The following is a 24,332-nucleotide window of genomic DNA, read 5'->3' as shown; positions in this document are numbered from 1 at the left end:
CGACCCACTCACTCCCGCTCCGGCCAATGAATTTCCATCTTCAATCCTTGGAACGTCCCGATGAAAACCCAACATAGTGTTCTGGCGATGCTGATGCTCGCCACCATGGGCCAGGCCCGCGCCGATTCGGCCACCATCGATGTGATCGGCAAGGTGTTGCCCGGTACCTGCACCATGGCCAACGTGCCGGTAGCCCTGGACGAGATAGACGCGGTCGACCTGGGCACGGGCGGGGAGCACGGCCTGAAACCGGCCGTGCTGAACTTCACCGGCTGCCTGGGCGTGACCAGCGTCGAGCTGACCTTCGACGGCACCGCCGACGCCACCCAGGATGGGCATTGGCAGAACCTGAGCACTGGCGGTGCGACCGGTGTGGCCGTAGCGTTGCTGGATGGCACCACTGGCAACGTCTTCCTGAAGAAGGGCGCCACGAAGGCCGTCACCATCAACGGTGCAGCCGCCGGCAGACTGGACATGCGCACCGGCTACTACCGCAAGGCCGGCACGCTGCTGAAGGCGGGTGATGTCAGCACGCAGATCACTGTGACGGCGGATTACAAATGACGCGCGCAAACGCGCCGCGCGGCATCACGATACCAGCTGCACGGGCTGCGCTTTGCGCGCTGTTGCTCGCCAGCGCAGGCGGGGCGATGGCGTGCACCGGCCTTGGTCAGAGCGCCAATCTCGACATCGACCACGAGGTGCTCAATGACCCCGCGCCGGGAGTTGTCCTGACCGGATGGCTTGGTTTCGCTTCGGTGAACATTGCACAGGTACTTGGATGCACACAGGATGCGCTGCCGATGGAGATCAACCCGAGCTTTACAGGGTTGACCGCGGTCGGGACCGTGAACTACGAGGGAGAAACCTATGTGACCTATCAAGTCAGCCCAACGTCGCCGCTGCTGATCTTCAGGCACTCGGGATATCCGGGCGGCGGGAGTGGCGGCTCGGGGTTCCACCACACGCCGCTGACCATCGGAACGCGCGCAAGCATCGAAGGGCTTCGACGGGGAGCCAACGATGCGATCAACTCCACGTTCACTGTCGCGGTTGTCTCGCGTGGTGGCCCGATGCAGACAACCTCAGCGAGTCTTGGAACGGGGACCACGTGGCTGCGGGACTTCCCGTCACTTGTCATGCAGCATCCCATCCGCGTCAATCTGCGGCTCCGCAATCCGACCTGCAGCCTCAACCATGCCGGCTTCAGTCTGACCGACGTCTCGGCTGACGTGCTGGGGGCCGCGGGCAGCAGTAGCAGCGAGCAGGCGTTCCAGGTGAAGCTGCAATGCGATGCCGCAGGCGTGCCGGTCAAACTGACCCTGACCGATGCGAACGCGCCCACGGCAACCGGAAGCCTGTTGAAGCCCACGGCCAATGCCACGGCGGAGGGTGTGCAAGTCGAGTTGCTGCGCAATGGGGTGCCGGTGGCGCTGGGGCAGCAGTGGAACCATGGTGCATCCAGCGCCGGCGCACAGAACATCGATCTGCAGGCGCGCTATACGCGAGTGCCCGGCGCCTTCAAGATCGGCGCGGTGGAAGGCCAGGCGGTATTGACGGCGGATTATCGATGATGGCTCATGATCCTCTGGTCAGCGTGGACGGCCGGTCATTTCCTGCTTTCGTGCTGCGCGGCCAACCGCAGTCTCCGCTCCTCATCTTCCGGCATGTCGCTGCTTCATCCAGTCCGGGCCAGCCTGCGCGCACACAGCCGTTCGATATTCGTGCGGTCTCTTCCATCGGCGGGTTGAACATCAACAGCAACACCCAGTGGTCGTATGTCGCCACCGCGGCGGTTCCGCGGCAGCGACATGCGCGGCGTGACTGATCAATCACTTGGGACGATCATCCATGTGGCGCCGCAGTTTCCCCATCTGGTAAAAAAAATACCTACCCTGCGGGATGTGTCTGCCGCCGATCTGCCCGCCGCGGACCGAACCGCCGGCCTGAGCGGTTTCAAGGTGGCCATGAACTGCAACGGCCAGTTCCCGGTGACGATGAAACTGACCGACGCCAACGCGTCGGGCAACACCGGCAGCCGCCTGACACCCACCAGAAACGCCACGGCGGGCAGCGTGCGCGTGCAGCTGCTGCGCGAGGGCACCCCGGTGGTGCTGGGCCAGACCTGGTCCATCGTGCAGAGCCAGACGGGCAACCAGGACATCGCGCTGTCGGCGCGCTATTGCCGCGAAGCCGGTACCTTCCACAGCGGTGTGGTGGAAGGCCAGGCGGTGATCGAGGCGACGTACCGTTAAGAGTGCTGAGGGGCAGCGGCCGACTGCCGGCTGAACCGGGTACTCGGCCCAGCGGCTTTTAAAACTTTTCGTATGGGAACTGCAGGGGCACGGTGCGTTGAATGGCGGACGTCATTCCGCCGTCGCATGCACGCATGCGGGCGGAGCCCACTGCCAACATGGAGCCCCGCCCATGCAGTTCCTGCTTAAACGATTCACTGCACTCGCCCTTACCACTCTCCTCGCGGCCTGTTCGCCCTCCGCACCGGATGCCGCCGCCGAGCTTCTCTCGGTGCAGGTCCAGACCCTGCAGACCGAGGACGCCGCACTCCATGTGGTCCTTCCTGGCAGGGCCGTTGCCGCCCACGAGGCGGAAGTTCGCCCGCAGGTGGATGGCATCGTGGCCAGGCGCCTGTTTGAAGAGGGCAGCCAGGTCCAGGCCGGGCAGCCGCTCTATCAGCTTGACGACATCACGCTGCGTGCAGGTCGGGATGAAGCCAAAGCACGCTTGAACTATGCCTACGCCACCTGTGGTGCCGCCCGCGAGGAGGCTCGGCGCTTGGCACAACTGGCCGAAGCGCAACTGGCCAGCCAGCAGGACAAGGAACGGTCGGCGGCGGCACACCAGCGTGCCGAAGCGGAAATACAGATGGCGCAGGCCTCGCTGCAGACCGCAAAGGTGGCGCTGGATCACGCGCGTATCGCCGCACCCATCAGTGGCCGGGTCGGGCGATCCAACGTGACCGAAGGCGCGCTGGTCAGCTCGCACCAGCCCGTGGCGCTCACCACGGTGCGCGGCCTTGACCCGATGTATGTCGACCTCTCGCAGTCCGCTGCCGAGTGGTTGCAGCTCAGGCGGGATATCGCCGATGGGCGGCTGCGGGATAACCGGCAGCTGCCGGTGGATATCCAGCTGGAGGATGGCAGCTGCCTGCAGCAGACCGGCACCCTGCAATTCTCCGACGTGAGCGTCGACCCGGCCACGGGCACGTATGCACTGCGGGTCCGTGTTGCCAACCCTGATGGTGTCCTGCTGCCGGGCATGTACGTATCGGCTTCCCTCGGCGCCGGCGTGCGCCGTGATGCACTGCTGGTGCCGATGCAGGCCGTCTCGCGCGATGCATCCGGCAAGACGCACGTCATGGTGGTCGACGGTGAGGGGACGGTCGCCAACCGCGCCGTCCAGCTGGGCCGGGCACTGGGCGAGCGTTGGCTGGTGGAAAACGGCCTGCAGGCCGGCGAGCGCGTGGTGGTGCAGGGCCAGCACAAGCTGCAACCGGGTAGCCGCATCTCTCCCGTGGAATGGAGCGGGCACGCGCAAGGCACAACCGATACCGCATCCTCTACCCGGGAGGGCTGATGGCACGCTTCTTCATCGATCGCCCCATCTTTGCCTGGGTCATCGCGCTGCTCATCATGCTGGTGGGCGGCTTGGCCCTGGTGCGCATGCCGGTCGCGATGTACCCGGACGTGGCACCGCCCACCATCACCATCACCGGCATCTATCCCGGCGCGTCGGCCAGTGTCATCGAGGAGACGGTCGTGCAGGTGGTGGAGCAGCAGCTGGCGGGGCTGGACGGCATGCTGCACTTCTCCTCGCAGAGCTACTCCTACGGTGGCTACGCGATGATCAACGTGGTCTTCAGGAACGGCATCGACCTGGACCAGGCGCAGACCCAGGTGCAGGGCCGGGTACAGCTGGCCATGCCATCGCTGCCCGAGGCGCTGCAGCGCCGCGGGTTGGCCGTGACCAAGTCGAACGGTGGCTACCTGCAGATGCTGGCCTTTGTCTCTGAAGACGGGCGAATGAACGAGGCCGATGTATCGGACTACGTGGGTTCTACCGTGGCCGACGCCATCCGGCGGGTGCCCGGGGTGGGGCAGGTGCGTGAGTTTGGCGGCAAGTACGCGATGCGTATCTGGCTGGACCCGGTGAAGATGGACCGCTACCAGTTGTCCGTGGACGAGCTGGTAAGCGCCATCGGCGCGGAGAACCTGCAGGTGCCGCTGGGTGAGATCGGCGGCGCACCGGCCGTGCAGGAACAGCAGTTGAGCGCGTTCATTGAAGGGGCCTCGCCCAAGCGCACGGCGGCCGAGTTTGCCCAGGTGGTCATCCGCAGCCAAGAGCACGGTGGCGTGCTGCGGCTGGGCGATGTGGCACGCATTGAACTGGGGGCGGAGAGCTACGACTTCGGCAACCGTCTCAACGGAAAGCCCGCCGCTGGCATCGGCATTTCGCTCGCGCCGGGGGCCAACGCACTGGAAACCCGGGCGGCCATCGACAAAGCGGTGGAAGCACTGGGCCCGGGCATGCCGGCGGGGGTGAAAGCGGTAGTTCCGTACGACACCACGCCCTTTGTGCGGCTGTCCATCAAGGGCGTGGTCAAGACCCTGCTGGAAGCGGTCGTGCTGGTATTCGTGGTGATGTATCTGTTCCTGCAGAATCTGCGGGCCACACTCATCCCCACCATCGCCGTGCCGGTGGTGTTGCTGGGCACCTTCGGCATTCTCGCGTTCCTGGGCTTCTCGGTGAACATGCTGACGATGTTCGCCATGGTGCTGGCCATCGGCCTGCTGGTGGACGATGCCATCGTGGTGGTGGAAAACGTCGAGCGCATCATGGCCGAGGAAGGGCTCTCGGCACGCGATGCCACGCGCAAATCAATGGATCAGATCACCGGTGCCCTGGTGGGCATTGGTGTGGTGCTGTCGGCCGTGTTCGTGCCGATGGCCTTCATGCAGGGCGCAACAGGTGTCATCTACCGGCAGTTCACTGCCACGCTGGTCTCTGCCATGACGCTGTCGGTCATCGTTGCGATCATCCTCACCCCAGCCCTGTGCGCCACGCTGCTGAAGCCCGTTGCCCACGGCGGCGGGCATGCCGCGACAGGCGTGCTTGGGCGGCTGTTCGGCGCCTTCAACCGGCGGTTCGACAGCGCCAGTTCGGTGTACCAGCGCGGCGTCGGCGGCATCCTCGCCCGGCCCCGGCGCTTCCTGTTGGCCTTCCTGGCACTCAGCGCGGTGATGGCCGCGCTGTTCGTGCGCCTGCCCAGCTCCTTCCTGCCCAATGAAGACCAGGGCACGCTGGTGGTTCTGGTGCAGACGCCGGTGGGCTCCACACTGTCGCGGACACAGGACGCGCTCGCATTTGTGGAGAACTACTTCCTGCAGGAAGACGCGGTTGTCGAATCGATGTTTACCGTCGCCGGGTACAACTACTCCGGCATGGGACAGAACTCGGGCCTGGCCTTCCTGCGCCTGAAAGACTGGTCCGAGCGACCGGCGGCAGATTCGGCCGACGCCATTGTGGCCCGCGCGTCGAAGGCCCTGGCCAGGCACGGCGACGCCAGCATGTACGTGCTTTCGCCGCCGCCTGTGCCGGGCCTGGGCGAGGTCTCCGGTTTCAGCTTCTTCCTGAAGGACGACGCGGGGCACGGGCATGCGGCCTTGGCAGCAGCACGTGACCAGCTGCTCGCCGCCGCCGCAGAGAATCCAGTGCTCGCCCGGATGCGCGCCAACGGCATGGAAGACGCACCCACCTTGAAGATCGACGTGGACACCGCCCGTGCGCGTTCGCACGGTTTGGACCCCGCCAATGCACTGGCTACCCTCAGCGCAGCGTGGGGCGGGCGCTACGTGGCCGATTTCGTGGACCGTGGCCGCACCAAGCGTGTGTATGTACAGGCGGATGCGCCCTTCCGCATGAAGAAGGACGATCTGAACCTGTGGTCGGTGAAGAACGCGCAGGGCAGCATGGTGCCTTTCGCCTCGTTTGCGCGTGCGGACTGGTCGCACGCATCGCCGCGTCTGGAGCGGCAGAGCGGTGTATCGGCCATGGAGATTCAGGGCGAGCCGGCCCCGGGCATTGCGTCGGGCGAGGCGATGGCGGAGATCGAGCGGCTGGCGGCAGAGCTGCCCGCAGGGTTCAGCGTGGAGTGGACAGGTGCGGCGGTGCAGGAGCAGGAATCGCGTGCGCAGGCGTTGCTGCTTTTCGTCCTCTCCATCGTGGTCGTGTTCCTGTGCCTGGCCGCCCTGTACGAGAGCTGGGCGGTGCCGACGGCGGTGCTGCTGGTGGCGCCCTTGGGCATTCTCGGGGCGGTGCTGGCCAACACGGTTGCCGGGCTGGAACGCGACATCTACTTCCAGGTGGCCATGCTCACCACGGTGGGCCTGACCAGCAAAAACGCCATCCTCATCGTCGCCTTCGCGCGGGAGCACCTGCAGAACGGTGCTGAGCTGATCGACGCCGCGCTGCACGCCGTGCGCGACCGCCTGCGGCCGATCATCATGACCTCGCTGGCCTTCGGGCTGGGCGTGCTGCCGCTGGTGCTGGCCAGCGGCGCTGGCTCGGGCGCGCAGCGGGCCATCGGCACCGGTGTGCTGGGAGGGATGCTGGTGGGTACCTTGCTGGGGTTGGTGTTCGTGCCGCTGTTCTTCGTGATCGTCATGCGCACGTTTGGGCGTCGATAGTGCCGACCCGCTGTAGAGCCGAGCCCATGCTCGGCTGCAGTTCGTACAGGCACTTCAGCCGAGCATGGGCTCGGCTCTACAGGAATCTACGGGTAGCGCCGGGCCACGCCCGGCGGAATTGCATCCGGTAGCGCCGGGCCACGCCCGGCGGAATGGCCTCAGGCCACGTGCACCTGCTCATCCACATACTCAGACAACCCACGGCAGGCCAGCAGCAGGCCCTCGCGCACGTCGTTGCCGATCTGCTGCGCCTCATCGCCATCCTCGCGCACGCGCTCGCTGGCATGCAGCAGCTCCAGCAGCACGGTCAGTCCGGCGTTTGCCCGGTTGATGCGTGCCAGGGCCATGCACTGGCCGGTGTTGCGCCCTTTGCGGCGCAGCGGCTGGCCATCGGCGCCTTCCACTTGTCGGATGCGCTGCAGACTGCCCAGCAGGGTGATGCCTTCCCCAGACTGCTGGGCGGCAAGGGTGGATTCCAGCGGCTGGGCGAGTTCATCGGGCAGCGTGTTGGCGGCCTCGCCCAGGGTGGCGAAGAGGTAGGGGTAACGTGTGGTGCTCATGACGGCTTCCTTATGCATGCGGCAAAGAGAAGCCACCCTGCTTGAGAGCGAGGGCGGCGGACGGTGCGTGGTTCCAATACCGGAGGCTGATGCAAACGCCGGCGGGCCGAAGCCCCCACGCACCGCCCGCCATAGACGCGCGGGCAGAATGCCTGCCGGCGCCACCCACAGGGGATGGGCGACGCCGGCAGGCAAGCGTAACCAACACATCAACCTAACGGGATTGGAAGCCCGTGCCACCCGTTTTCGGTGGCGGTACATGATTCGCACTGGACGCCCGTGCTGCCAATGAGGAAAGTTTCAAAGTAGAAAAAATACGAATGTTTGCAGCGACGTGGCGAAAGCCATCAGAACGTGCAGATTGCGACAGAACTGTAGAGTCGAGCCATGCTCGACTCACCACGCGCAAAGCAGTCGAGCATGGCTCGACTCTACAAAGGCATTGCGTCGTGCAAACAAAAACGGCGCCGGATTGCTCCGGCGCCGTTTCAGTTCTGCCTCACCACTTGTATGCGACGCTCAGGTTGGCAGTCGCTTCGCGGTACCCATGGTCACCGCGCATCACGCCCAGGCCACCCCAGGCACTCAGCCCGGAGCGGAAGTCCACGCGCGCGCCGGCATTCAGCTCGTAGCGGTTGCGCGGTACGCTGGCCTTCAGCGCTTCATCGTCAAACGCCATGCCGTTGCTGGCGCCATCGCGGTACCAGTTGGCCACCACGTACGGGCTGACCGAGGCGCCGGCGGTGCTGTGGCCTTCGCCCTGCAGGCGCAGGCCCGCGCGGCCAGACAGGCCACTGTCGCCCAGGCTGCGCACCACCGTGCCGTTGGCTTCGGTGTGGCGGTCAATGTTGGCATCGGTGTAGACCAGCTGCAGTTCCGGCTGCAGGTGCAGCGTGGTGTTGCCAATCTGGCCGATACCGAAGCGGTAACCGGCTTCCAGCGCGCTCTGCCAGATATCCGAGTCGTAGCGCTCTTCGGCCAAGCCCTCGCCCTGCACGCGGTTGCGGAACTGGCCGCGCTGCACGCTGGCATCCACATATAGTGCATCGGTGGTCCAGCTGCTGTACACGCCCAGCGCGCCGCCTTCCACCTTGCCCTTGGCGCTGTAGCCGGTCAGCAGCGAACGCGAGGTGGCGCTGGACTGGGCCAGCGTACCCATCACGCCCACACGGCCACGGCCGCCATCGAAGACGCCCAGGTCGGCGCCCAGCTGCACGCGCGAGCGGTCCACGCGCAGGTCCAGCTGGTCTTCCACCGCCGACAGCTTGCTCTGGTTGGCGTCCACGCGGGCCCAGCCACGCACGCCGTCCTCAGCGGCCATGCTGCCACCCTGGCGGTCGCGCCAGGAGTGGCGCAGCAGCTGGTCCATCGCGAATTGGTTGGCCAGGTACGCGCCGGCTTCCGGGCGCAGCACCGGGGTCGGGTCCACCGGATCAACCGGGTCCACCGGGTCGATCGGCTGGCACTCCGGCAGGGTCGGGTCCACCACGCACGGGTCCGGCACGGTGGCCAGTTCCGAACGCAGGTACCAGCCGCCATTGGTGGCATCCTTGAACAGGAAGTACTCGTACTGGCCACCCACGGCACGGCCCTGCAGATCGAACTGGCCGTTGGACGCGCCGCCCACACGGATCAGCTCGATGCCCTTGTCGGTCTTGGCACCGGCACCGCCAGCGTTGAGCACACGCACGTTGGCCTGGCCGCTGGTGTCGCCGGTAACGATCAGCTTATCGGTGGCCGAGGTGTCATCGCCCAGCGTGGTGTTGAACAGCAGGGTGCCGCCGTTGCCGGTGAAGGTATCTGCCGTGAGGGTGTTGAAGGTGCTGCCATTGCCGAGGGCGACGGTGCCGGTGTTGCCCAGGGTGAGCTGGCCGACGTTGCTGTCGCCGGTCAGCAGCCAGGTGCTGTCACCACTGATGTCGGCGGAGGTGACGTCGAAGAAGCGGCCATCAATCTGCGCCTTGTTGCGCAGGAACACGTTCAATGTGCCGTCGGAGACGGTGGTGGGGTCGAAGGTGACATTACCGGCCAACCGGGCATTGTCCACGTTGAAGTTCACCGTGCTCGAGCCGAGTGCGAACCCGGCATCGTCACGCACCAGCAGCAGGTTGCCGTCAGCACCCAACAGCTGTGCGCCCCGGGCGACCGTGATGTTGTAGATGTTCTCGTCCAATGGCATGACCTGGATGGCCGCGCCGCGGCCAGAAGCCACCGTGGAATTGTCGATGTTCAGGGTCACCCGGCCTGCCGGGTTGGTTTCCCCCCACAGCATTGCACCCACGTTGGCGCCGTAGACATTCGAGCCGTTGGTGATGTCCAGACGGCCGAACTGCTGGCGAACACCCAGACCACTGTTGTAGGGCTGCGCGGCAGAGTTGGGCGCGTCTTCCACCCGCACCTGCACACCATTCAGCAGGGCATAGGGATCGCGATCACCCGATCCTGCAATGTTGCGCGACAAGTCGACACCGACCGAGGCCGCTGCCGTGGGCCGCATGTCGGCGGCGTTGACGATGATGGAGCCGCCAGTGAACGCGGCAGACGTGTTGCCGCCGGCCAGGTGAATGCCGCCACCACGGAAGTGGGTGCCGGTGGCGGTCAGACGCGCGTCATCTTCGAGCGTGACAGACGTCTGGCTCGCCGCGCCCAGGCCTACGCGGGTCACGGTGCCGCCCACCAGCTCCACAGTGGAGGTATCACTGGCCGTAATGGCGTTCGTCTGTGCGTCGTTGCCGGTCAGGTTCGATCCATTGATCAGCGTCCATTCTTCAACCGGATCGGTTGCCGTCAGTTGGCGATCCTCATTGTCGAGATCCCCGGCCAACGCCGTGCCCAGTGGCAGGGTGGCGAGCGCCAGCAGCAGGCTGCGGGCCAGCGGGCGAAGGGTCGGGAGCGATGCAGGGCGGGGCAGGTGGATCATGGTCATGTCCTTTGCGATGGTGATGACGGCGACGGCATTGGCATCAAGTCCATACACCCTTGTTCAGCGAGGTGATGTATATGCCAGTGCCGTGTGAAGACGTAGTGACTGATGCGGCCGTTCGCGCAGCAAGTTGTCTTGATCGACCCAAAGTGTCCGTCTGGCCCCGATCGCGTCCCATGCAACTAGTTGTAAAAACCGCTTGGTGAGCTGGCGGATTCAGGTGCCGGTAAACACTGCGGCCGCCTGTCGCACCCGGCTTGCAACGCTTTCTATAGGCGTCGTGTTGCACCCGCACCAGCATGTGCTCCTTCCCCAGGAGACATGCGATGCACACACTCACCCCCATTCGCAGCACGCTGGCCGCAGCACTGGCCCTGGCGCTTGCAGGCCCGCTGCCGGCCCTGGCGCAACAGGTCGTGGCCGATGGCGATGACCAGACGCCGGCCGCCGGTGACTACACCACCACCGATCCGGTGGAACCGGGCAACCCCGCCGGCCATGCGTTCTATGCCATCAACGGCGGCACCATCGTGCCGGCCGGCGAAGTGAACCTGCGCACCGAGGGATTGCGCGCGGCGGCGGTACACGTGGATGGCGCTGGCAGCCGCGTGGCGCTGGCCGGAGGCAGCATCACCACCATCGGCCATGGTGCGGCCGGTGTCTCGGTGCTCAACGATGGCCAGGTCAGCCTGGCCGGTACCCGCATCGAAACCCAAGGCAACGAAAGCCACGGCATTGCCGTGCGCGGCGGTGCCGTACAGGCCGAGAATGTGCAGATCGTGGTGGCCGGTCCGCTGTCCACGGGCGTGCTGGTCAACGGCGGCAGCGCGGTGCTGAGCAACAGCACCATCGAAACGCGCCGTGAGGGCCGTGCGCTGCAGGTGGCTGCGGGTACCCTGCAGGCCGAGGGCATTGTCGTTGACCACCAGTCCTCGGGAGCCGCGATGCTGATTGAGAACGGCGGCGATCTGTCGCTGCGTTCCAGCGTGATCAATGGCAACGCTGCCAGCAGTGGTGGTGTCACCGTCCAGGCCGGTGGCAGGGCGTTGCTGGAAAATGTGGATATCCGCCTTGAGCCGGCCACTGCGGGTAGCGCGCTGTTGGTGGGCGGGGACCTGGAGTATCGCGGAGGCACCATCACCTCGGCGTCGACGGGAAGTGCCGCCATCTTCCTTTCAGACGGCGGGTCACTGGCACTTCATGAGGTGGACGTGGTCGGCGGAACAGGTATCCGTCTCAATCCCGACGCCACGCTGGAAATGCGAGGCGGCTCGGTGGATTCGCTGGGGGACGGCATTGACCTGAATGCGCGGAACAATGCAGCAGACATCGCCGGCGCGTCCATCAATGCCCGCAATGGCAGCGGCATCGTGATGTGGGAAAACAGCACCCTGCAACTGAGCGGGTCGACGGTGAAGGCTGCGGGCGCTGATGGCTATGGTATCGCGCACCTCGGTGGCGGCCACGCGGACATCACGGGCAGCCATATCCATACCACCGGCGAGCGTGGCATCGGCGTGTATGCAAATCCGCGTACCGGCCCGGCATCGCATCTGGAGTTCAGCGGAGGAACCGTGCTGACCGAGGGCGCCGAAGCGATGGGCGCAGTGGCGTATCAGGGGGGCAATGTGGCCTTGGCCGATGCGTTCGTGACCACCCGTGGCAGCAAAGCGCATGGCCTCTATGCCCATGGTCGTGGTGAGCTGGCGGTCAGTAATACCCATGTGCGCGCGGAAGGCGAGGACGCGTGGGCAGCGGTCATCAACGAAAACGGCAAGCTGTCCATCGACGGCGGCTCGCTGGTCAGCGCGCAGCACGGTGGCGTGTGGGTGCGCAGCAGCCGCGACCCGGGTTTGACCTTGAGCAACGGCGCGCTGGTGTCCGGCGGCAACGGCATCGCGCTGGCGCTGGATGCTGCGGTGGCCGGGCGCTTCGATGTGAAGCTGGAGGGTGGTTCGCAGATGGTGGGCGACATCGTCATCACCCCCGAAGACGAGGACGCCGGCCTGGTGCCGCAGTCGCAGGTGCACGTGCTGTTGAGCGGCGGTGCGCTGTGGCAGGGCAGCTCGCAGCTGGTGCAGGGCATGGCGCTGGACGGTGGCAGCCAGTGGACGCTGACCGGCGATGCCCGCGTGCAGGATCTTGCCGTGCGCGACAGCGTGGTGGCGCTGTCTGATGGCAGTGGTCGATTCAACGTTCTGACCGTGGACGGCGATCTGCACAGCGAAGGGTCCACCTTCCTGTTCAACGGTGCGCTGGCCGGTGACACCTCGGACATCGACCGACTGCATGTGCGCGGCGATGCCAGCGGTGATGCGTCCATTGTGGTGAACAATATCGGCGGCGTGGGTGCGGCCACCTTCGATGGCATTCAGTTGATCCGCATCGACGGTGCATCGCTGGCGGACTATTCGCTGGCCGGGCGCGCGGTGGGCGGCGCCTACGAGTACTTCCTGTTCAAGGGCGGCCTGCTGGACCCGAACGATGGCAACTGGTACCTGCGTTCGCAGTGGTTTGATATCTGCCAGGACGATCCCAACGCGCCGGGCTGCGTGGTGGACCCGGTGGACCCCATTGATCCGATCGACCCGGTTGATCCGATTGACCCAATCGATCCGGTTACCCCGCCGCCGGTGCTGCGCCCGGAAGCAGGTGCATACCTGGCCAACCAGTCTGCCGCGGTGAACATGTTCGCGCACCGCCTGGGCGACCGCACGGGTGCGGTTGCGATGGGCGATGAGCGTGCCGCCTGGGCACGCGTAAGCCGCAGCACTGCCGACTTCACCGCCGTGGGCAACCAGCTGGCCGTGGATGGCAACACCTCGGTGCTGCAGATCGGCAGCGACGTGCTGCGGCGGGGCAATGCTGCGTTCGGCGTGATGCTGGGAAGCGGCCGCGCCGACAACACCGTCGCATCGCGCCTGACCGGCTACAGCGCCAAGGGGCGCGTGCAGGGCACCGCCGTAGGCATGTACGGCACGTGGCTGCAGCAGGCCGATGGCACCGATGGCGCTTACGTGGATGCGCAGCTGCAGTACGGCCGCTTCAGCAACCGCGTGCAGGGCGATGCGCTTGCACGTGAAGCGTACGACTCGCGCACGCGCAGCGGCTCGCTGGAGGGCGGCTATACGTTTGCTGTGTGGCAGGGCGCATCCAGCAACCTGTATGTGCAGCCGCAGGTGCAACTGACCTATACCGATTACGACGCCGATCGACACGTGGAAAGCAATGGCACGGTCGTGGATGGCGCAGAGGCAGGCGGGCTGGCCGGACGCGTGGGTGTGCGCGCGTTCGGCCGGCGCGCAGGCATGGGCACGGTGGTGCAGCCGTATGTGGGCGTGAACTGGCTGCGCAGCAGCGGCCGCAATGCCATTGATTTCAGTGCTGAGACGCTGCGCGCGGATATGCCGCGCAACCGCTATGAGGTGCAGGCCGGTGCCGAGCTGAAGATCAGCCAGCGCCTGGGCGCATGGGGCGGCCTGGGCGTGGAGCGGGGCGATCACGGCTACCGCAATGTGAATGCCCAGGTGGGTGTACGCCTGGGCTGGTAAGTGAAGAAGGCGGGGGTCAGAGCCCATTGCGTTTGCAATGGGATCTGACCCCCTTCGGTAGCGCCGGGCCACGCCCGGCGTAGTGCGTCAGGCTGCCTGCACCTGCTCGTCCACATATTCGGACAACCCACGGCAGGCCAGCAGCAGGCCCTCGCGCACGTCGTTGCCGATCTGCTGCGCCTCATCGCCATCCTCGCGCACGCGCTCGCTGGCATGCAGCAGTTCCAGCAGAACGGTCAGACATGTAGCGAAGAAGCCGCCCTGCTTGAGAGCGAGGGCGGCGGACGGTGCGTGGTTGCAATACCGGTGGTAACTCCAGTGAAACGCCGGCGGGCCGAAGTCCCCACGCACCGCCCGCCATGGAGGCGGGGGCAGAATGCCTGCCGGCGCCACCCACAGGGGATGGGCGACGCCGGCAGACAAGCGTAACTGGTGTTACCAGACGGGATTGCAAGCCCGTGCCACCCGTTTTCGGTGGCGGTACATGATTCGCATTGGGCGCCCGTGCTGCCAATGAGGAAAGTTTCAAAGTAGAAAAAGTACGAATGTTTGCAGCGACGTTGCGAAAGCCGTCAATGCGTGCAGATTGCGACAAACCTTAGCGCCGAGCCCATGCTCGGCTCACCGCGCGCAGAGCAGTCGAGCGTGGCTCGACTCTACAGAAGGCAAATACAGCCGAGCGTAGGCTCGGCGCTAGAGACGCTGAGGCCGGCGCCAATTGCGTCAATCGGCGCCGCACATACCGCGACGAAAATTCCGGAACTGCGCCGCAGAAGGGGAATATCCAAGTAGTTGCATTGAATTATCGTGGGACTGGGAACAAGGTTGCAGCACCGCTGAGACGTGCCTAGGGAGAGCGCCGTGTACAGAGTTGTCGTTGCTGATGATCACCCTGCCGCACGTCTTGGAATGAAACTGGTTGCAGAGATCTGGGGGCGGTGCGATGTGGTCGCAGAGGTCGCAAACGGCCGGGATCTGGTCGAGGCCATCGAGGCGGAATCTGCGGATCTGGTCATCACCGACTTGAGCATGGCGCAGGCGGGATCCACCGACGGCCTGGCCCTGATCAAGCTGCTCAGGCGCCGCTACCCAAGAGTGAGAGTGGTGGTGCTGACGATCTCGGGCAGCGCGGTGATCGTCGATGCCCTGGTCGGGCTGGGCGTCAGTGGCGTGGTGTCCAAGCGTGATGATGTTGACGAGCTGCTCGAGGCGCTGCGCAATGTGGAACGCGCCGGTACGCATGTCGGAAAAAGTTTCCAGGGTGAAGACCTGGTCCCTGAGGTCTCTCTTCCCGAAGCGGACTTGACCAAGGCCGAGATCGACGTGCTCAGGCAGCTCGCAAACAACCTTTCGGTCACGGCCATTGCCGCGCGCAGCTCGCGCAGCGTGGCGACCATCAGCAAGCAGAAGACCAGTGCGATGAAGAAGCTGGGCCTGGTCGACACCATGCAGCTCTATACCTATCTGAGATCGCTGCGAGGGGGCGTCCGCACCGGCTGACCGCCATGCCGGCAGCGGTGACCGTCCAACTACCCCAGCAAGGAGAACACTGGCTTGACCCGGAGACTTGTGGCGGCGCTTGCTGCCCTGTTCCTGTTGTGCGTGCTTGCACCACCTGCGGGTGCGCGCGGGGAAGAACCCTCTGCTGCCGGCGGCCACGCCTCTTCGGCCATGCACCTCAGCCCTGCCCAACAGCGGTTCATCGCCGCACGGCCGGTGGCGGTGGTGGGGTATGTGGGGAACTGGCCTCCGTTCGAAATGGTGGAAGACGGTCAGCCCGCGGGGCTTTCGCCAGCGCTGCTTGCCGACCTGGCGAAGCGGTTGGGGCTGACGCTTCGCTTCGAGCGGTTCAGTGGTTTCCAGGAACTTCTGGCTGCCGCCTGCTCAGGCCGTGTCGACGTGCTGATGAACGTCTCGCTGAGCGCCGGCCGCACCCGCTGCCTGGTCTATACGGACCCCTATGCAGAGGCCCCGGTCGGGCTGATTGCGTACCCCCATGACCCCCAGCTGCGCGCCGACCCGGCCCTGGTGGGCGTGCGTCTGGTGACCACGGCGGGTGCTGCAACGGAAGAATATGCGAGGAAGCGGTTTCCGCAGGCTGTGCACATCGGCGTTTCAGCGCCCCTGGAGGCGATGGAACTGGTCGCCGAGGGAAGCGCTGATGTTTTCTTGGGCGACGCGCAGGTGGCAACGCGCCTGCTGCAGAACCCGCGCTTCCAGGCGCTGGCGCTGATACGTCCGAGTGGGCTGCCGAACGATCTGCTGCACTTTGCGGTGCCCAATGCGAAGCAGCCGCTGGTGGAGGCCCTGAATGAGGCGCTCGGTTCGCTCAGCGCCGCGGAGCGGCAGGCGTACCGCGACCGCTGGCTGGCCCCGCTTGCCTGGAACGAACGGGGCGAGTTCGCCTTGAGCGCCGAGGAAGAGCAGGCGATGCGCCACACGTTGCGCGTGGGGTGGCCCAGCGATTTCGCGCCGATTGCGTTTGCCGACAGGAGCGGGCGCCCCTCGGGACTGGCCAGTGAATACCTTCGCAAGCTGCGGGTGATCGGCGCTCAGTTCAGCCCGGTGCAGGCGGCGCCGTGGAAAAGCATCCGCGAGGCGATACGCGAGGAGGCCGTGGACGTGGTGGTGGCCGTGCCGCGCGATGGCACGTGGCTGGGCGAGGATTGGATCTACAGCCAGCCCTTTGCAACGGTCGCCAACGTTGTGGTTGCTGCTCGGGATGGGGTCGATATCCGTTCGCTGGGCGATCTGAACGGGTTGCGCGTTGCGTCGTCTGACCCGGACCGGCTTGCCGGGTACGTGCAGTCGGTCGCACCACGGGCGCGGGTGGTGCCGGTGCCGAGTACGGAGCGCGGCCTCCAGGACGTCGTTGCGGGGAATGCGGATGCCTATGTTGGCAACCTGGCCGCCATCGACGCGGTGATCCGCGCCCGGCATTCGGGGCAACTGGAGGTGGTGGCCACGACCGGGCTCTCCGACGAGCTGAGTTTCGCGGTACAGCGCCGGCATGCACCGCTGGTGACGGTGATGGATCGCATGCTGTCGCAGATGGATCCAGGGGAGAAGCAGGATCTGCGCAGCAAGTGGATTGCGGTGAGCTACGGCAACGGGGTGGATTGGGCCACGCTCTGGCGCTGGCTGGTACCGGTGCTTGGCATCCTGCTGACCGCCATCCTGGTGCAGGGCTGGAACCAGGTGCGGCTTGCACGCGAGGTGCAGCGGCGCAAGGAGACCGAGGTCGAACTGGAGCGCGCGCGGGCGCTGGCGGAAAGGGCGGCCGAGGCGAAGGCCGGGTTCCTGGCGACGATGAGCCACGAGATACGCACCCCGATGAGCGCCATCATGGGCATGGTCGAAATTCTGGATGGCACGGAACTCACGCCGGACCAGACGGACATCCTGGCCATCGTCGGCGAGGCCACCCGCACCCTGCGGCTGCTGCTGGACGATGTGCTGGATGTTTCGCGGCTGGAGGGCGGTGGCATGCAGCTCAATCCCGCCGCGACCGATGTGACCGCGCTGATGTCGGGCATCGGTGAACTGATGGAGCCTGACATCTGGCGCAAGGGCGTTGAGCTCAACATCCGGATTGAGCGTGATCTTGCGCCGGCGTACCTGCTGGATGAACTGAGGCTGCGCCAGATCCTGTTGAACCTGGTGGGCAATGCCACGAAGTTCACGGCGCAGGGTTCGATTGACCTGTCCGTTGACGTGCTTGCGCCGCGGCCCGGGGAAGCGACGCAGCGGCTGCGCTTTGCCGTTGCCGATACCGGCATCGGCATGAGCGCCGAACAGTTGCAGGGTGTGCTGGAGCCCTTCGTGCAGGCAACCGCTGCCACGGCACAGGAGCACGGTGGCACCGGCCTGGGCCTGGCGATCGTAAAGGGCCTGGTCGAGTTGATGGGCGGAACCGTGGTCATCAGCAGTGCGCTCGGCCGCGGCACTGAGGTGAGCTTCGTCCTGGAGGCGCCGCTGGCACAGCGGCAGGCCGGGGAGCATGCGGAGGAGGCGACGCCGCCCATGCCGCGCCGCTGGCGGGTGCTGGTGGCCGAAGACGATGCCGCGAACCGGCTGATGATGCAGTACCGGCTGGATATCCTGGGCCAGGACGTTGTTGTGGCCGCCGACGGTGCACAGGCGTTGGAGAGGTTGAAGCGCGCGGGCGACATCGACCTGCTGCTGACCGATTGCCAGATGGCCGGCATGGATGGCTATGCGCTGATGCGGGCCGTGCGCGGGTCGGACGATGCAGCCATGGCGCGGCTGCCGATGGTGGCGATGACGGCCAGCACGTCCGACGCGGTCATGCAGGCATGCACCTCGGCCGGGGCGGACCGTGTGCTGCTGAAGCCGTTTGATATCGCGGCGCTTCGTTCCACGATGATGTCGCTTCTGGGGGGCGATGAAGTTGGGCCGCCATCGGGCCGGGTGCAGCCGCTCGGGGGTCGCGCCTGCGACACGGGTGCCCCGGACGCGCTGCAGGCGGTGGCGGACCACGCCTGGCAGGCGCTCTGCCGCCAGTTGGGGGGCGCGGCGGTGGCCGTGCAGATGGTCGATGTTCTCGCCGTCGCGTTCGGTGAGGATGCGCCCGCCCTTCGGCAGGCACTGCGGGCGGGGGATGCACAGGAAGCGTGCCGGCGCATCCACCGCATCACCGGTGGTTTGGCGGTGACCGGTCTGATTGCGTTGGCCGACGAAGGAAAGCGGCTTGAGGAGGCGTACAGCGGCGGCTGCGCGCTGCACCCGCAGGTAGAGCACTTCCTGCAGGCGGCGGGTGCCGCGATTGTGCAGCTGTCGCTGTGCGCGCGCGCAGCGCTGCACGCGCCAGCCCCGCTGTGACGGAGCCGGCGCGCGTCTGGCAGGTGCCTCAGGGTTCCTGGTAGTCGCGCTCGTCGTAGCCGCCATAGACCAGGCAGGTCAGCTGTGCCGAGCCGTCCTGGGCGATCGACAGCACACCCATGCTGGTATCGCGCTCGGGCTTCCGGCCGAGCTTGGAGGCGGTGCGTACCGCGGCGGCGTTGGCCGAGAGCTGGGCGGTGTAGCTGGCGCCCAGTTCACCATCGGGATCGATGTAGACCGACACCGAGCGGACGTGCAGGCCGAACACGGTGAACGGCACCGGCGGCTTGATCGGTTCGTCGGTGCCATCCAGCTTGCTGGACAGGCCTGCCAGGGCGGCTGCGGCGGCGTCCGGGTCGGCGCGGCATTCCAGCGCGGCCTGCAGGGTCGGTGCCAGCTTCTGCCAGTGCGCCGCGTCGATGGTCGTGGCGGCCTGTGCCGCCGGCATGGCCAGCAGGGCAGCGATGATCGGGGCGAACGTGCGGGTGGGGGACAGCGTCATTGCAGTCATTCCTTTGCGTGCGGGCCGGGAATTCTACGCAAAGCCACCTGGATGAACAGCGCCATATTGCGACGCAGCATCGAAGGCGTACAATCCGCCTCGGCCAGTCGGCTGCTGTAACCCGCCTCCCGCCGTACCCCCCTGCAACGCACAGTGCCGGGGCGTTCCGGGGACGTCGCTACGGACCAGCGCACTCCCCAGGACCCACGCGTCCGCATGACCTGCCTGTCCCGCTGTCGGGGCCGGGCGCATCGCTGCGCGTGCCTTTCAACCGAAACGCCCTTAGTTGTCGTCGCCCCCATGTACGGCTTCCGCGCCCTGCGCGCCTCCGCGTCACCCCATCTTCCCACCCTCATCGGCGCCAGCGCCGTGCTGCTGTGGAGCCCGGTCCTGGGCATGCTGCGCACGATCACCGAGATCTTCGGTGCGGTCGGTGGCGCCGCGTTGGTCTTCACCGCTGCCGCGGTGTTTTCGGCGCTCATCCTGGGCGTGCCGCGCCCCTCGCATCTGCCGCGACGCTACCTGCTGATCGGCGGCGCGTTGTTCATCGGCACCGAGATCTCGCTGTCGCTGTCCATCGGCATGGCCCACCACCGTGGGCAGGCGCTGGAACTGGTGATGATCAATTACCTGTGGCCCTGCCTGACGGTGCTGCTGACCGTGCTCACCCGCATGCAGCGCGGCAACTGGCTGCTGCTGCCGGCCACCGTGCTGTGCCTGCTGGGCGTGGTGCTGGTCATCACCGGCGAAGGCGCGTGGTCGCCGGCGATGCTGCTGGCCAACCTGCGCAGCAACCCGCTGGCGTACGCGCTGGCGCTGGCGGCCTCGTGCATGTGGGCCACCTATTCGGTGGTGACCAAGCGCATCGGTGGCTCGCGCAATGCGGTGCCGTTGTTCATGGTCGCCACCGCCGTGGTGCTGTGGCTGAAGTACGCGCTGGGCGATGCGCCGCCGCTGCACCTGCACTGGGGCGGCCTGGCCCAGGTGGCAGTGTTCGGCCTGCTGACCGCCACCGCCTACTCGTGCTGGAACCATGGCCTGCAGCACGGCAACGTCACCTCGATGGCGATCTTCTCCTACTTCGCGCCGGTGCTGTCGGTGCTGTGGAGCAGCGTGTGGCTGTCGCTGCAGCCGGGCATGGGCTTCGCGCAGGGCGTGGCCTGCGTCACCGCCGGTTCGCTGCTGTGCTGGTGGGCCACCCGCGCGCGGCCGCTGCCGCCGCCGGCACCGCCGGCCGCACATACAGTCTGATCCTCCGCTTGGCGAGGCTCGACTTCCCTTTGTGGGAGGGCACTTGCGGGTGCCTGCCGCTACCTTGCTGCACCGCATGATGTGTCCATCCGACGACGCTGCTACGTTTCGTGTCCCCCGGTGTCATCGGTTGCCCGGCACCCTCGACCGCCAGTAGCAGTGATTGCAAGGGATTTTCATGACGCACAGGCTGAATCTAAAAAAGACACCGGTTACCTTTGCCGCCAGCGCGCTGGCCAGCGCCGTGCTGCTGGCGCTGGCCGGCCCGGCCACCGCCCAGGACGCTGCGGCGGCCAACCCCACCGAACTGGATGCGGTGACGGTAACCGGCTACCGCGCCAGCGTGGAGAAGGCGCTGGACATCAAGCGCTCTGAAAAGGGCATGGTCGATGCGATCGTGGCCGAGGACATCGCCAACTTCCCCGATCTGAATCTGGCCGAATCGCTGCAGCGCATCCCCGGCGTGACCATCACCCGCGATGCCGGCGAAGGCCGCAACATTTCCGTACGCGGGCTCGGGCCGGATTTCACCCGTGTACGCATCAACGGCCTGGAGGCGCTGACGACGGTGGGCGGCTCGGACCAGTCCGGCGGCACCAACCGCAGCCGTGGCTTCGACTTCAACGTGTTCGCCTCGGACCTGTTCTCGCAGCTGATCGTGCGCAAGACCGCCTCGGCCGACGTGGAAGAGGGCTCGCTGGGCGCGACCGTGGACCTGCGCACCGCGCGCCCGTTCGACTACGACGGCTTCACCTTCGCGGCCAGCGGGCAGGGCAGCTTCAATGATCTTGCCGAGAAGGCCAGCCCGCGTGCGGCCGCGCTGATCGCCGATACCTGGGCCGACGGGCGCTTTGGTGGCCTGCTGTCGGTGGCCTATTCCGAACGGCGCGTGCGCGAGGAAGGCAGCAACACCGGCCGCTGGTACAGCGCCAGCAGCAACGGTGGCTTCAGCCCCAGCTCGCCGTTCACCGCCGGTCTGGCCGATGGCGTGTGGCACCCGTATTTCCCGCGGTACACGCTGCTGGAACACGACCAGAAGCGCCTGGGCGTGACCGCATCGCTGCAGTGGAAGCCGACCGACAACACCGAGTTCGCGCTGGATGCGCTGTATTCAAAGATCGATACCGTGCGCAGCGAGAAGTACATCGAGGCGATCTCGTTTGCCTACTCGGCGCAGAAGCAGAACATGGTGCTGCGCGACGGCTACATCGACCCGTCCTCCGGCGCGCTGCTGTACGGCCTGTTCGATGGTGCCGGCGTGCGCTCCGAACAGCGCCGCGACGAGTGGAACACCGCCTTCAAGCAGGTCTCGCTGAGTGGCGAGCACCGCTTCAGTGATGCGTTCAAGGTCAACCTGCTGGCTGGCCATTCCAGCTCGAAGCACGCCAACCCGGTGCAGACTACGCTGATCATGGACAAGTCCAACGTGTCCGGCTACAGCTACGACTTCCGCGACAGCGTCACCCACCCGACCTTCAACTACGGTATCGACCCCACTGACGCCAATGGCTGGACCCTGGCCGAAGTGCGCCTGCGCCCGCAGTACGCCAGCAACAGCTTCGACAACGGTGCGCTGGATTTCACCTGGAACTTCGGCCCGTCGTTCACCCTGCGCGGCGGCCTGCTCGCCAAGGACTATAAGTTCGACACCAGCGAGTACCGCCGGCAGAGCGAAACCGTGGTGCCGACCTTTGCCGATGGCAGCTACACCGTGCCGGCGGCGCTGGTGGACATCGCCCGCCTGGGCGGCGTGGCCGGTTCGCCCGATGCCTGGGCTGTGCCGGATCTGGCCGCGCTGTCACAGCTGTTGGGCATCTACAGTGGGCAGGGCATCTACCAGCTGTATGAGCGCAACGCGACCCGCCGCAACGTGGAAGAACGTGACCGCGGTGCGTGGCTGATGGGAGAGTTCGGCTTCGATATCGGCAGCGTGCCGGTGTCGGGCAACGTGGGCGTGCGCCGGGTGAAGACCAGCCAATCCTCCACCGGTTATTCCACGGTGGACGGCGCGATGGTGCTGACCCATGTCTCGCGCGATTACACCGATACGCTGCCGTCGCTGAACCTGGTGGCCGAGCTGGCGCCGGACCTGATGCTGCGCTTTGGTGCGGCCAAGGTGATGGCACGCCCGGGCCTGTCCTCCCTGACCCCGGGCACGACCCTGAGCCTGTCCAGTGGCCATCGCTACGTCAACGGCGGCAATCCGAACCTGGACCCGATCCGCGCACGCACGTTGGACCTGGGCGTGGAGTGGTACTTCCAGGAAGGCGGCCTGCTCGGCCTGGCCCTGTTCCACAAGGACATCGAGAGCTTCGTGCAGGGCACCAGCACGGTCATGCCGTTCAGTGCCAGTGGCCTGCCGGCCAGCCTGCTCGACGGTACCGGCGTGTCGCCGAACGAGGACTTCACTTTCACCCGTCCGTTGAACACGCCCGGTGGTGACCTCAAGGGTGCCGAGTTCAACTACGTGCAGCCCTTCAGCTTCCTGCCGGGACGCTGGAGCAACCTGGGCCTACAGCTGAACTACACCTGGGTCGATTCGCAGATCCAGTACCTCACCTCCACCGGTGCGGCCTCGCTGAAGACCGACCTGACCGGGCTGTCGAAGAATTCGTACAACAGCACGCTGTTCTACGAAGGCGAGAAGCTGGGCGCGCGCGTGTCCTATACCCACCGCGACGGCTATTACACCCAGGTGCCCGCCAGCGTGCAGGGCTTCAGCTTCCACGGCATGGATGCGGTTGACACGCTGGATGCCTCGATCAGCTGGAAGATCGACGACCATCTGGAAGTCAGCCTGGAAGGCATCAACCTGACCAATGAAACCAGCAACGAGTGGGTAGGGACCACGGCGTGGAAGCTGCCGCTGACCTATACCCAGACCGGCCGTGAATTCCTGCTCGGCCTGCGCTACAAGTTCTGATGGTTGCCTCTCGATCGCGGCCGGCACACGGCGCCGGCCGCACGTTGCTCCTCTTGCCTGCAGGACGCCGCATGCCGCACACACGCCTGTTTTTCCTTCCCCTGGCCGGCCTGCTGATGCTCGCCGCACTGCCGGCCGCTGCGCGCGACTGGGTGGTTGCCGTCGATGGCAGCGGTGACTACCGCAGCGTGCAGGCGGCTATTGATGCAGTCCCCGATGGCAACCGTACGCGGCAGACCATCGTGCTGCGTGAAGGGCTGTATCGCGGCGTGGTGAAGGTGCCGAAGGAAAAGACCCGGGTGACGTTGCGCGGCGCCGGCGCAGGCGCGTCCATCCTCAGCTGGAACAACTACGCCGATCTGGTCGACCCGGCCACCGGCAAGGCGATGCGCACCAGTGGCTCGGCCACGGTGTACGTGTATGGCGATGAATTCATCGCCGAAGACCTGACCATCGAGAACACCGCCGGCAACGTCGGCCAGGCACTGGCACTGTATGCCGCACCCCCACGCGGCGGCTTCCGCAACGTGCGCCTGCTCGGCAACCAGGACACGCTGTACACGCACGAAGGCAGCGTGCTGCACTTCAAGGATTGCTACATCGAAGGCACGGTGGATTTCATCTTCGGTGCGGCCATCGCGCTGTTCGATGACTGCACGATCGTGTCCAAGGGCAAGCTGGGCTGGGTCACCGCGGCGTCCACGCCGGAAGGGCAGCGCTTCGGCTACGTGTTCCGCCGCGCGCTGCTGCGTGGCGAAGGTGCGGGTACCGCCTACCTGGGCCGGCCGTGGCGGCCGTTCGCGCGCACGGTGTTCCTGCAGTCCAACCTGGGCCCGCACATCGTGCAGGCCGGGTGGCACAACTGGGACAAGCCCGATGCCGAACGTACCACCTATTACGGCGAATTCGGCAGCGTCGGTGCCGGTGCCTCACCGGAAGAACGCGTGGCGTGGTCGCATCACCTGTCCGGTGACGAGGCTGCGCAGTACACCACCGACGCGGTGCTCGGCAGCTGGCGACCGTTCCCCTGACTTTGCACGGTCAGGCGGTTGCGCGTGCGTCGGCCGCGCGGCGGC

General features: G+C 66.2%; 16 protein-coding genes. 12 read left to right on the top strand and 4 right to left on the bottom strand.

The annotated features are described in order from the left end of the window. Positions 1-60: 60 nt before the first annotated feature. The 6 genes from C1926_RS08615 (at position 61) to C1926_RS08595 (ending at position 6,704) form a co-directional block, all read left to right on the top strand. Positions 61-564 (top strand): fimbrial protein, encoded by a 504-nt coding sequence (locus C1926_RS08615; RefSeq protein WP_108758896.1) that lies wholly within the window; start codon positions 61-63, stop codon positions 562-564. After that, positions 561-1,574 (top strand): fimbrial protein, encoded by a 1,014-nt coding sequence (locus C1926_RS08610; protein ID WP_108758895.1) that lies wholly within the window; start codon positions 561-563, stop codon positions 1,572-1,574. Before C1926_RS08615 ends, C1926_RS08610 begins: the two co-directional genes overlap by 4 nt. Further along, positions 1,574-1,828, top strand: coding sequence for a hypothetical protein (locus C1926_RS21440; RefSeq protein ID WP_216822049.1), 255 nt, complete (start codon positions 1,574-1,576; stop codon positions 1,826-1,828). The genes C1926_RS08610 and C1926_RS21440 overlap by 1 nt, the downstream gene beginning before the upstream one ends. After that, positions 1,812-2,255, top strand: a complete 444-nt coding sequence (locus tag C1926_RS08605) for a fimbrial protein (protein WP_159095055.1) — start codon at positions 1,812-1,814, stop codon at positions 2,253-2,255. The genes C1926_RS21440 and C1926_RS08605 overlap by 17 nt, the downstream gene beginning before the upstream one ends. Before the next feature lie 172 nt (positions 2,256-2,427). Next, positions 2,428-3,594, top strand: coding sequence for an efflux RND transporter periplasmic adaptor subunit (locus C1926_RS08600; protein WP_108758893.1), 1,167 nt, complete (start codon positions 2,428-2,430; stop codon positions 3,592-3,594). Continuing rightward, entirely contained in the window at positions 3,594-6,704 is a 3,111-nt protein-coding gene (locus tag C1926_RS08595; protein ID WP_108758892.1) for an efflux RND transporter permease subunit, read from the top strand. Before C1926_RS08600 ends, C1926_RS08595 begins: the two co-directional genes overlap by 1 nt. Before the next feature lie 158 nt (positions 6,705-6,862). Here C1926_RS08595 and C1926_RS08590 read toward each other — a convergent pair whose 3' ends face one another. Together C1926_RS08590 and C1926_RS08585 are read right to left on the bottom strand one after the other, a co-directional pair. Beyond that, positions 6,863-7,264: a hypothetical protein gene (locus C1926_RS08590; protein WP_108758891.1), complete on the bottom strand. Its 402-nt coding sequence runs from the start codon at positions 7,262-7,264 to the stop codon at positions 6,863-6,865. Between the two features lie 499 nt (positions 7,265-7,763). After that, positions 7,764-10,184, bottom strand: coding sequence for an autotransporter outer membrane beta-barrel domain-containing protein (locus C1926_RS08585; protein ID WP_108760655.1), 2,421 nt, complete (start codon positions 10,182-10,184; stop codon positions 7,764-7,766). Positions 10,185-10,513: 329 nt separating this feature from the next. Between C1926_RS08585 and C1926_RS08580 the strand changes: the two genes are divergently transcribed. Further along, positions 10,514-13,738 carry an autotransporter outer membrane beta-barrel domain-containing protein gene (locus C1926_RS08580; protein ID WP_108758890.1) on the top strand — a complete coding sequence of 1,075 codons (3,225 nt, stop codon included), beginning with the start codon at positions 10,514-10,516 and terminating at the stop codon, positions 13,736-13,738. 87 nt (positions 13,739-13,825) lie between these two features. Here C1926_RS08580 and C1926_RS08575 read toward each other — a convergent pair whose 3' ends face one another. Then, positions 13,826-14,161 (bottom strand): hypothetical protein, encoded by a 336-nt coding sequence (locus C1926_RS08575; RefSeq protein ID WP_159095054.1) that lies wholly within the window; start codon positions 14,159-14,161, stop codon positions 13,826-13,828. A 420-nt stretch (positions 14,162-14,581) separates the two neighbouring features. Here C1926_RS08575 and C1926_RS08570 point away from each other — a divergent pair, with 420 nt between their 5' ends. Together C1926_RS08570 and C1926_RS08565 are read left to right on the top strand one after the other, a co-directional pair. Beyond that, complete coding sequence (locus tag C1926_RS08570; protein ID WP_343125650.1) at positions 14,582-15,238, top strand: response regulator transcription factor; 657 nt, start codon at positions 14,582-14,584, stop codon at positions 15,236-15,238. Between the two features lie 54 nt (positions 15,239-15,292). Then, positions 15,293-18,580: a transporter substrate-binding domain-containing protein gene (locus C1926_RS08565; protein ID WP_159095053.1), complete on the top strand. Its 3,288-nt coding sequence runs from the start codon at positions 15,293-15,295 to the stop codon at positions 18,578-18,580. Between the two features lie 28 nt (positions 18,581-18,608). Here C1926_RS08565 and C1926_RS08560 read toward each other — a convergent pair whose 3' ends face one another. Continuing rightward, positions 18,609-19,082, bottom strand: a complete 474-nt coding sequence (locus tag C1926_RS08560) for a hypothetical protein (protein WP_108758886.1) — start codon at positions 19,080-19,082, stop codon at positions 18,609-18,611. Positions 19,083-19,382: 300 nt separating this feature from the next. Here C1926_RS08560 and yddG point away from each other — a divergent pair, with 300 nt between their 5' ends. From yddG to C1926_RS08545, 3 genes are all read left to right on the top strand, one after another. Beyond that, positions 19,383-20,333, top strand: a complete 951-nt coding sequence (yddG, locus tag C1926_RS08555) for an aromatic amino acid DMT transporter YddG (RefSeq protein WP_108758885.1) — start codon at positions 19,383-19,385, stop codon at positions 20,331-20,333. Between the two features lie 178 nt (positions 20,334-20,511). Beyond that, on the top strand, positions 20,512-23,256 hold the full coding sequence (locus C1926_RS08550) for a TonB-dependent receptor (protein ID WP_108758884.1): 2,745 nt from the start codon (positions 20,512-20,514) through the stop codon (positions 23,254-23,256). Between the two features lie 71 nt (positions 23,257-23,327). Next, positions 23,328-24,287, top strand: coding sequence for a pectinesterase family protein (locus C1926_RS08545; RefSeq protein ID WP_159095052.1), 960 nt, complete (start codon positions 23,328-23,330; stop codon positions 24,285-24,287). Positions 24,288-24,332: the final 45 nt, after the last annotated feature.

Source organism: Stenotrophomonas sp. ZAC14A_NAIMI4_1, from assembly GCF_003086915.1.
GTDB lineage: Bacteria > Pseudomonadota > Gammaproteobacteria > Xanthomonadales > Xanthomonadaceae > Stenotrophomonas.
This window is presented reverse-complemented; position numbering and strand designations above follow the sequence as displayed.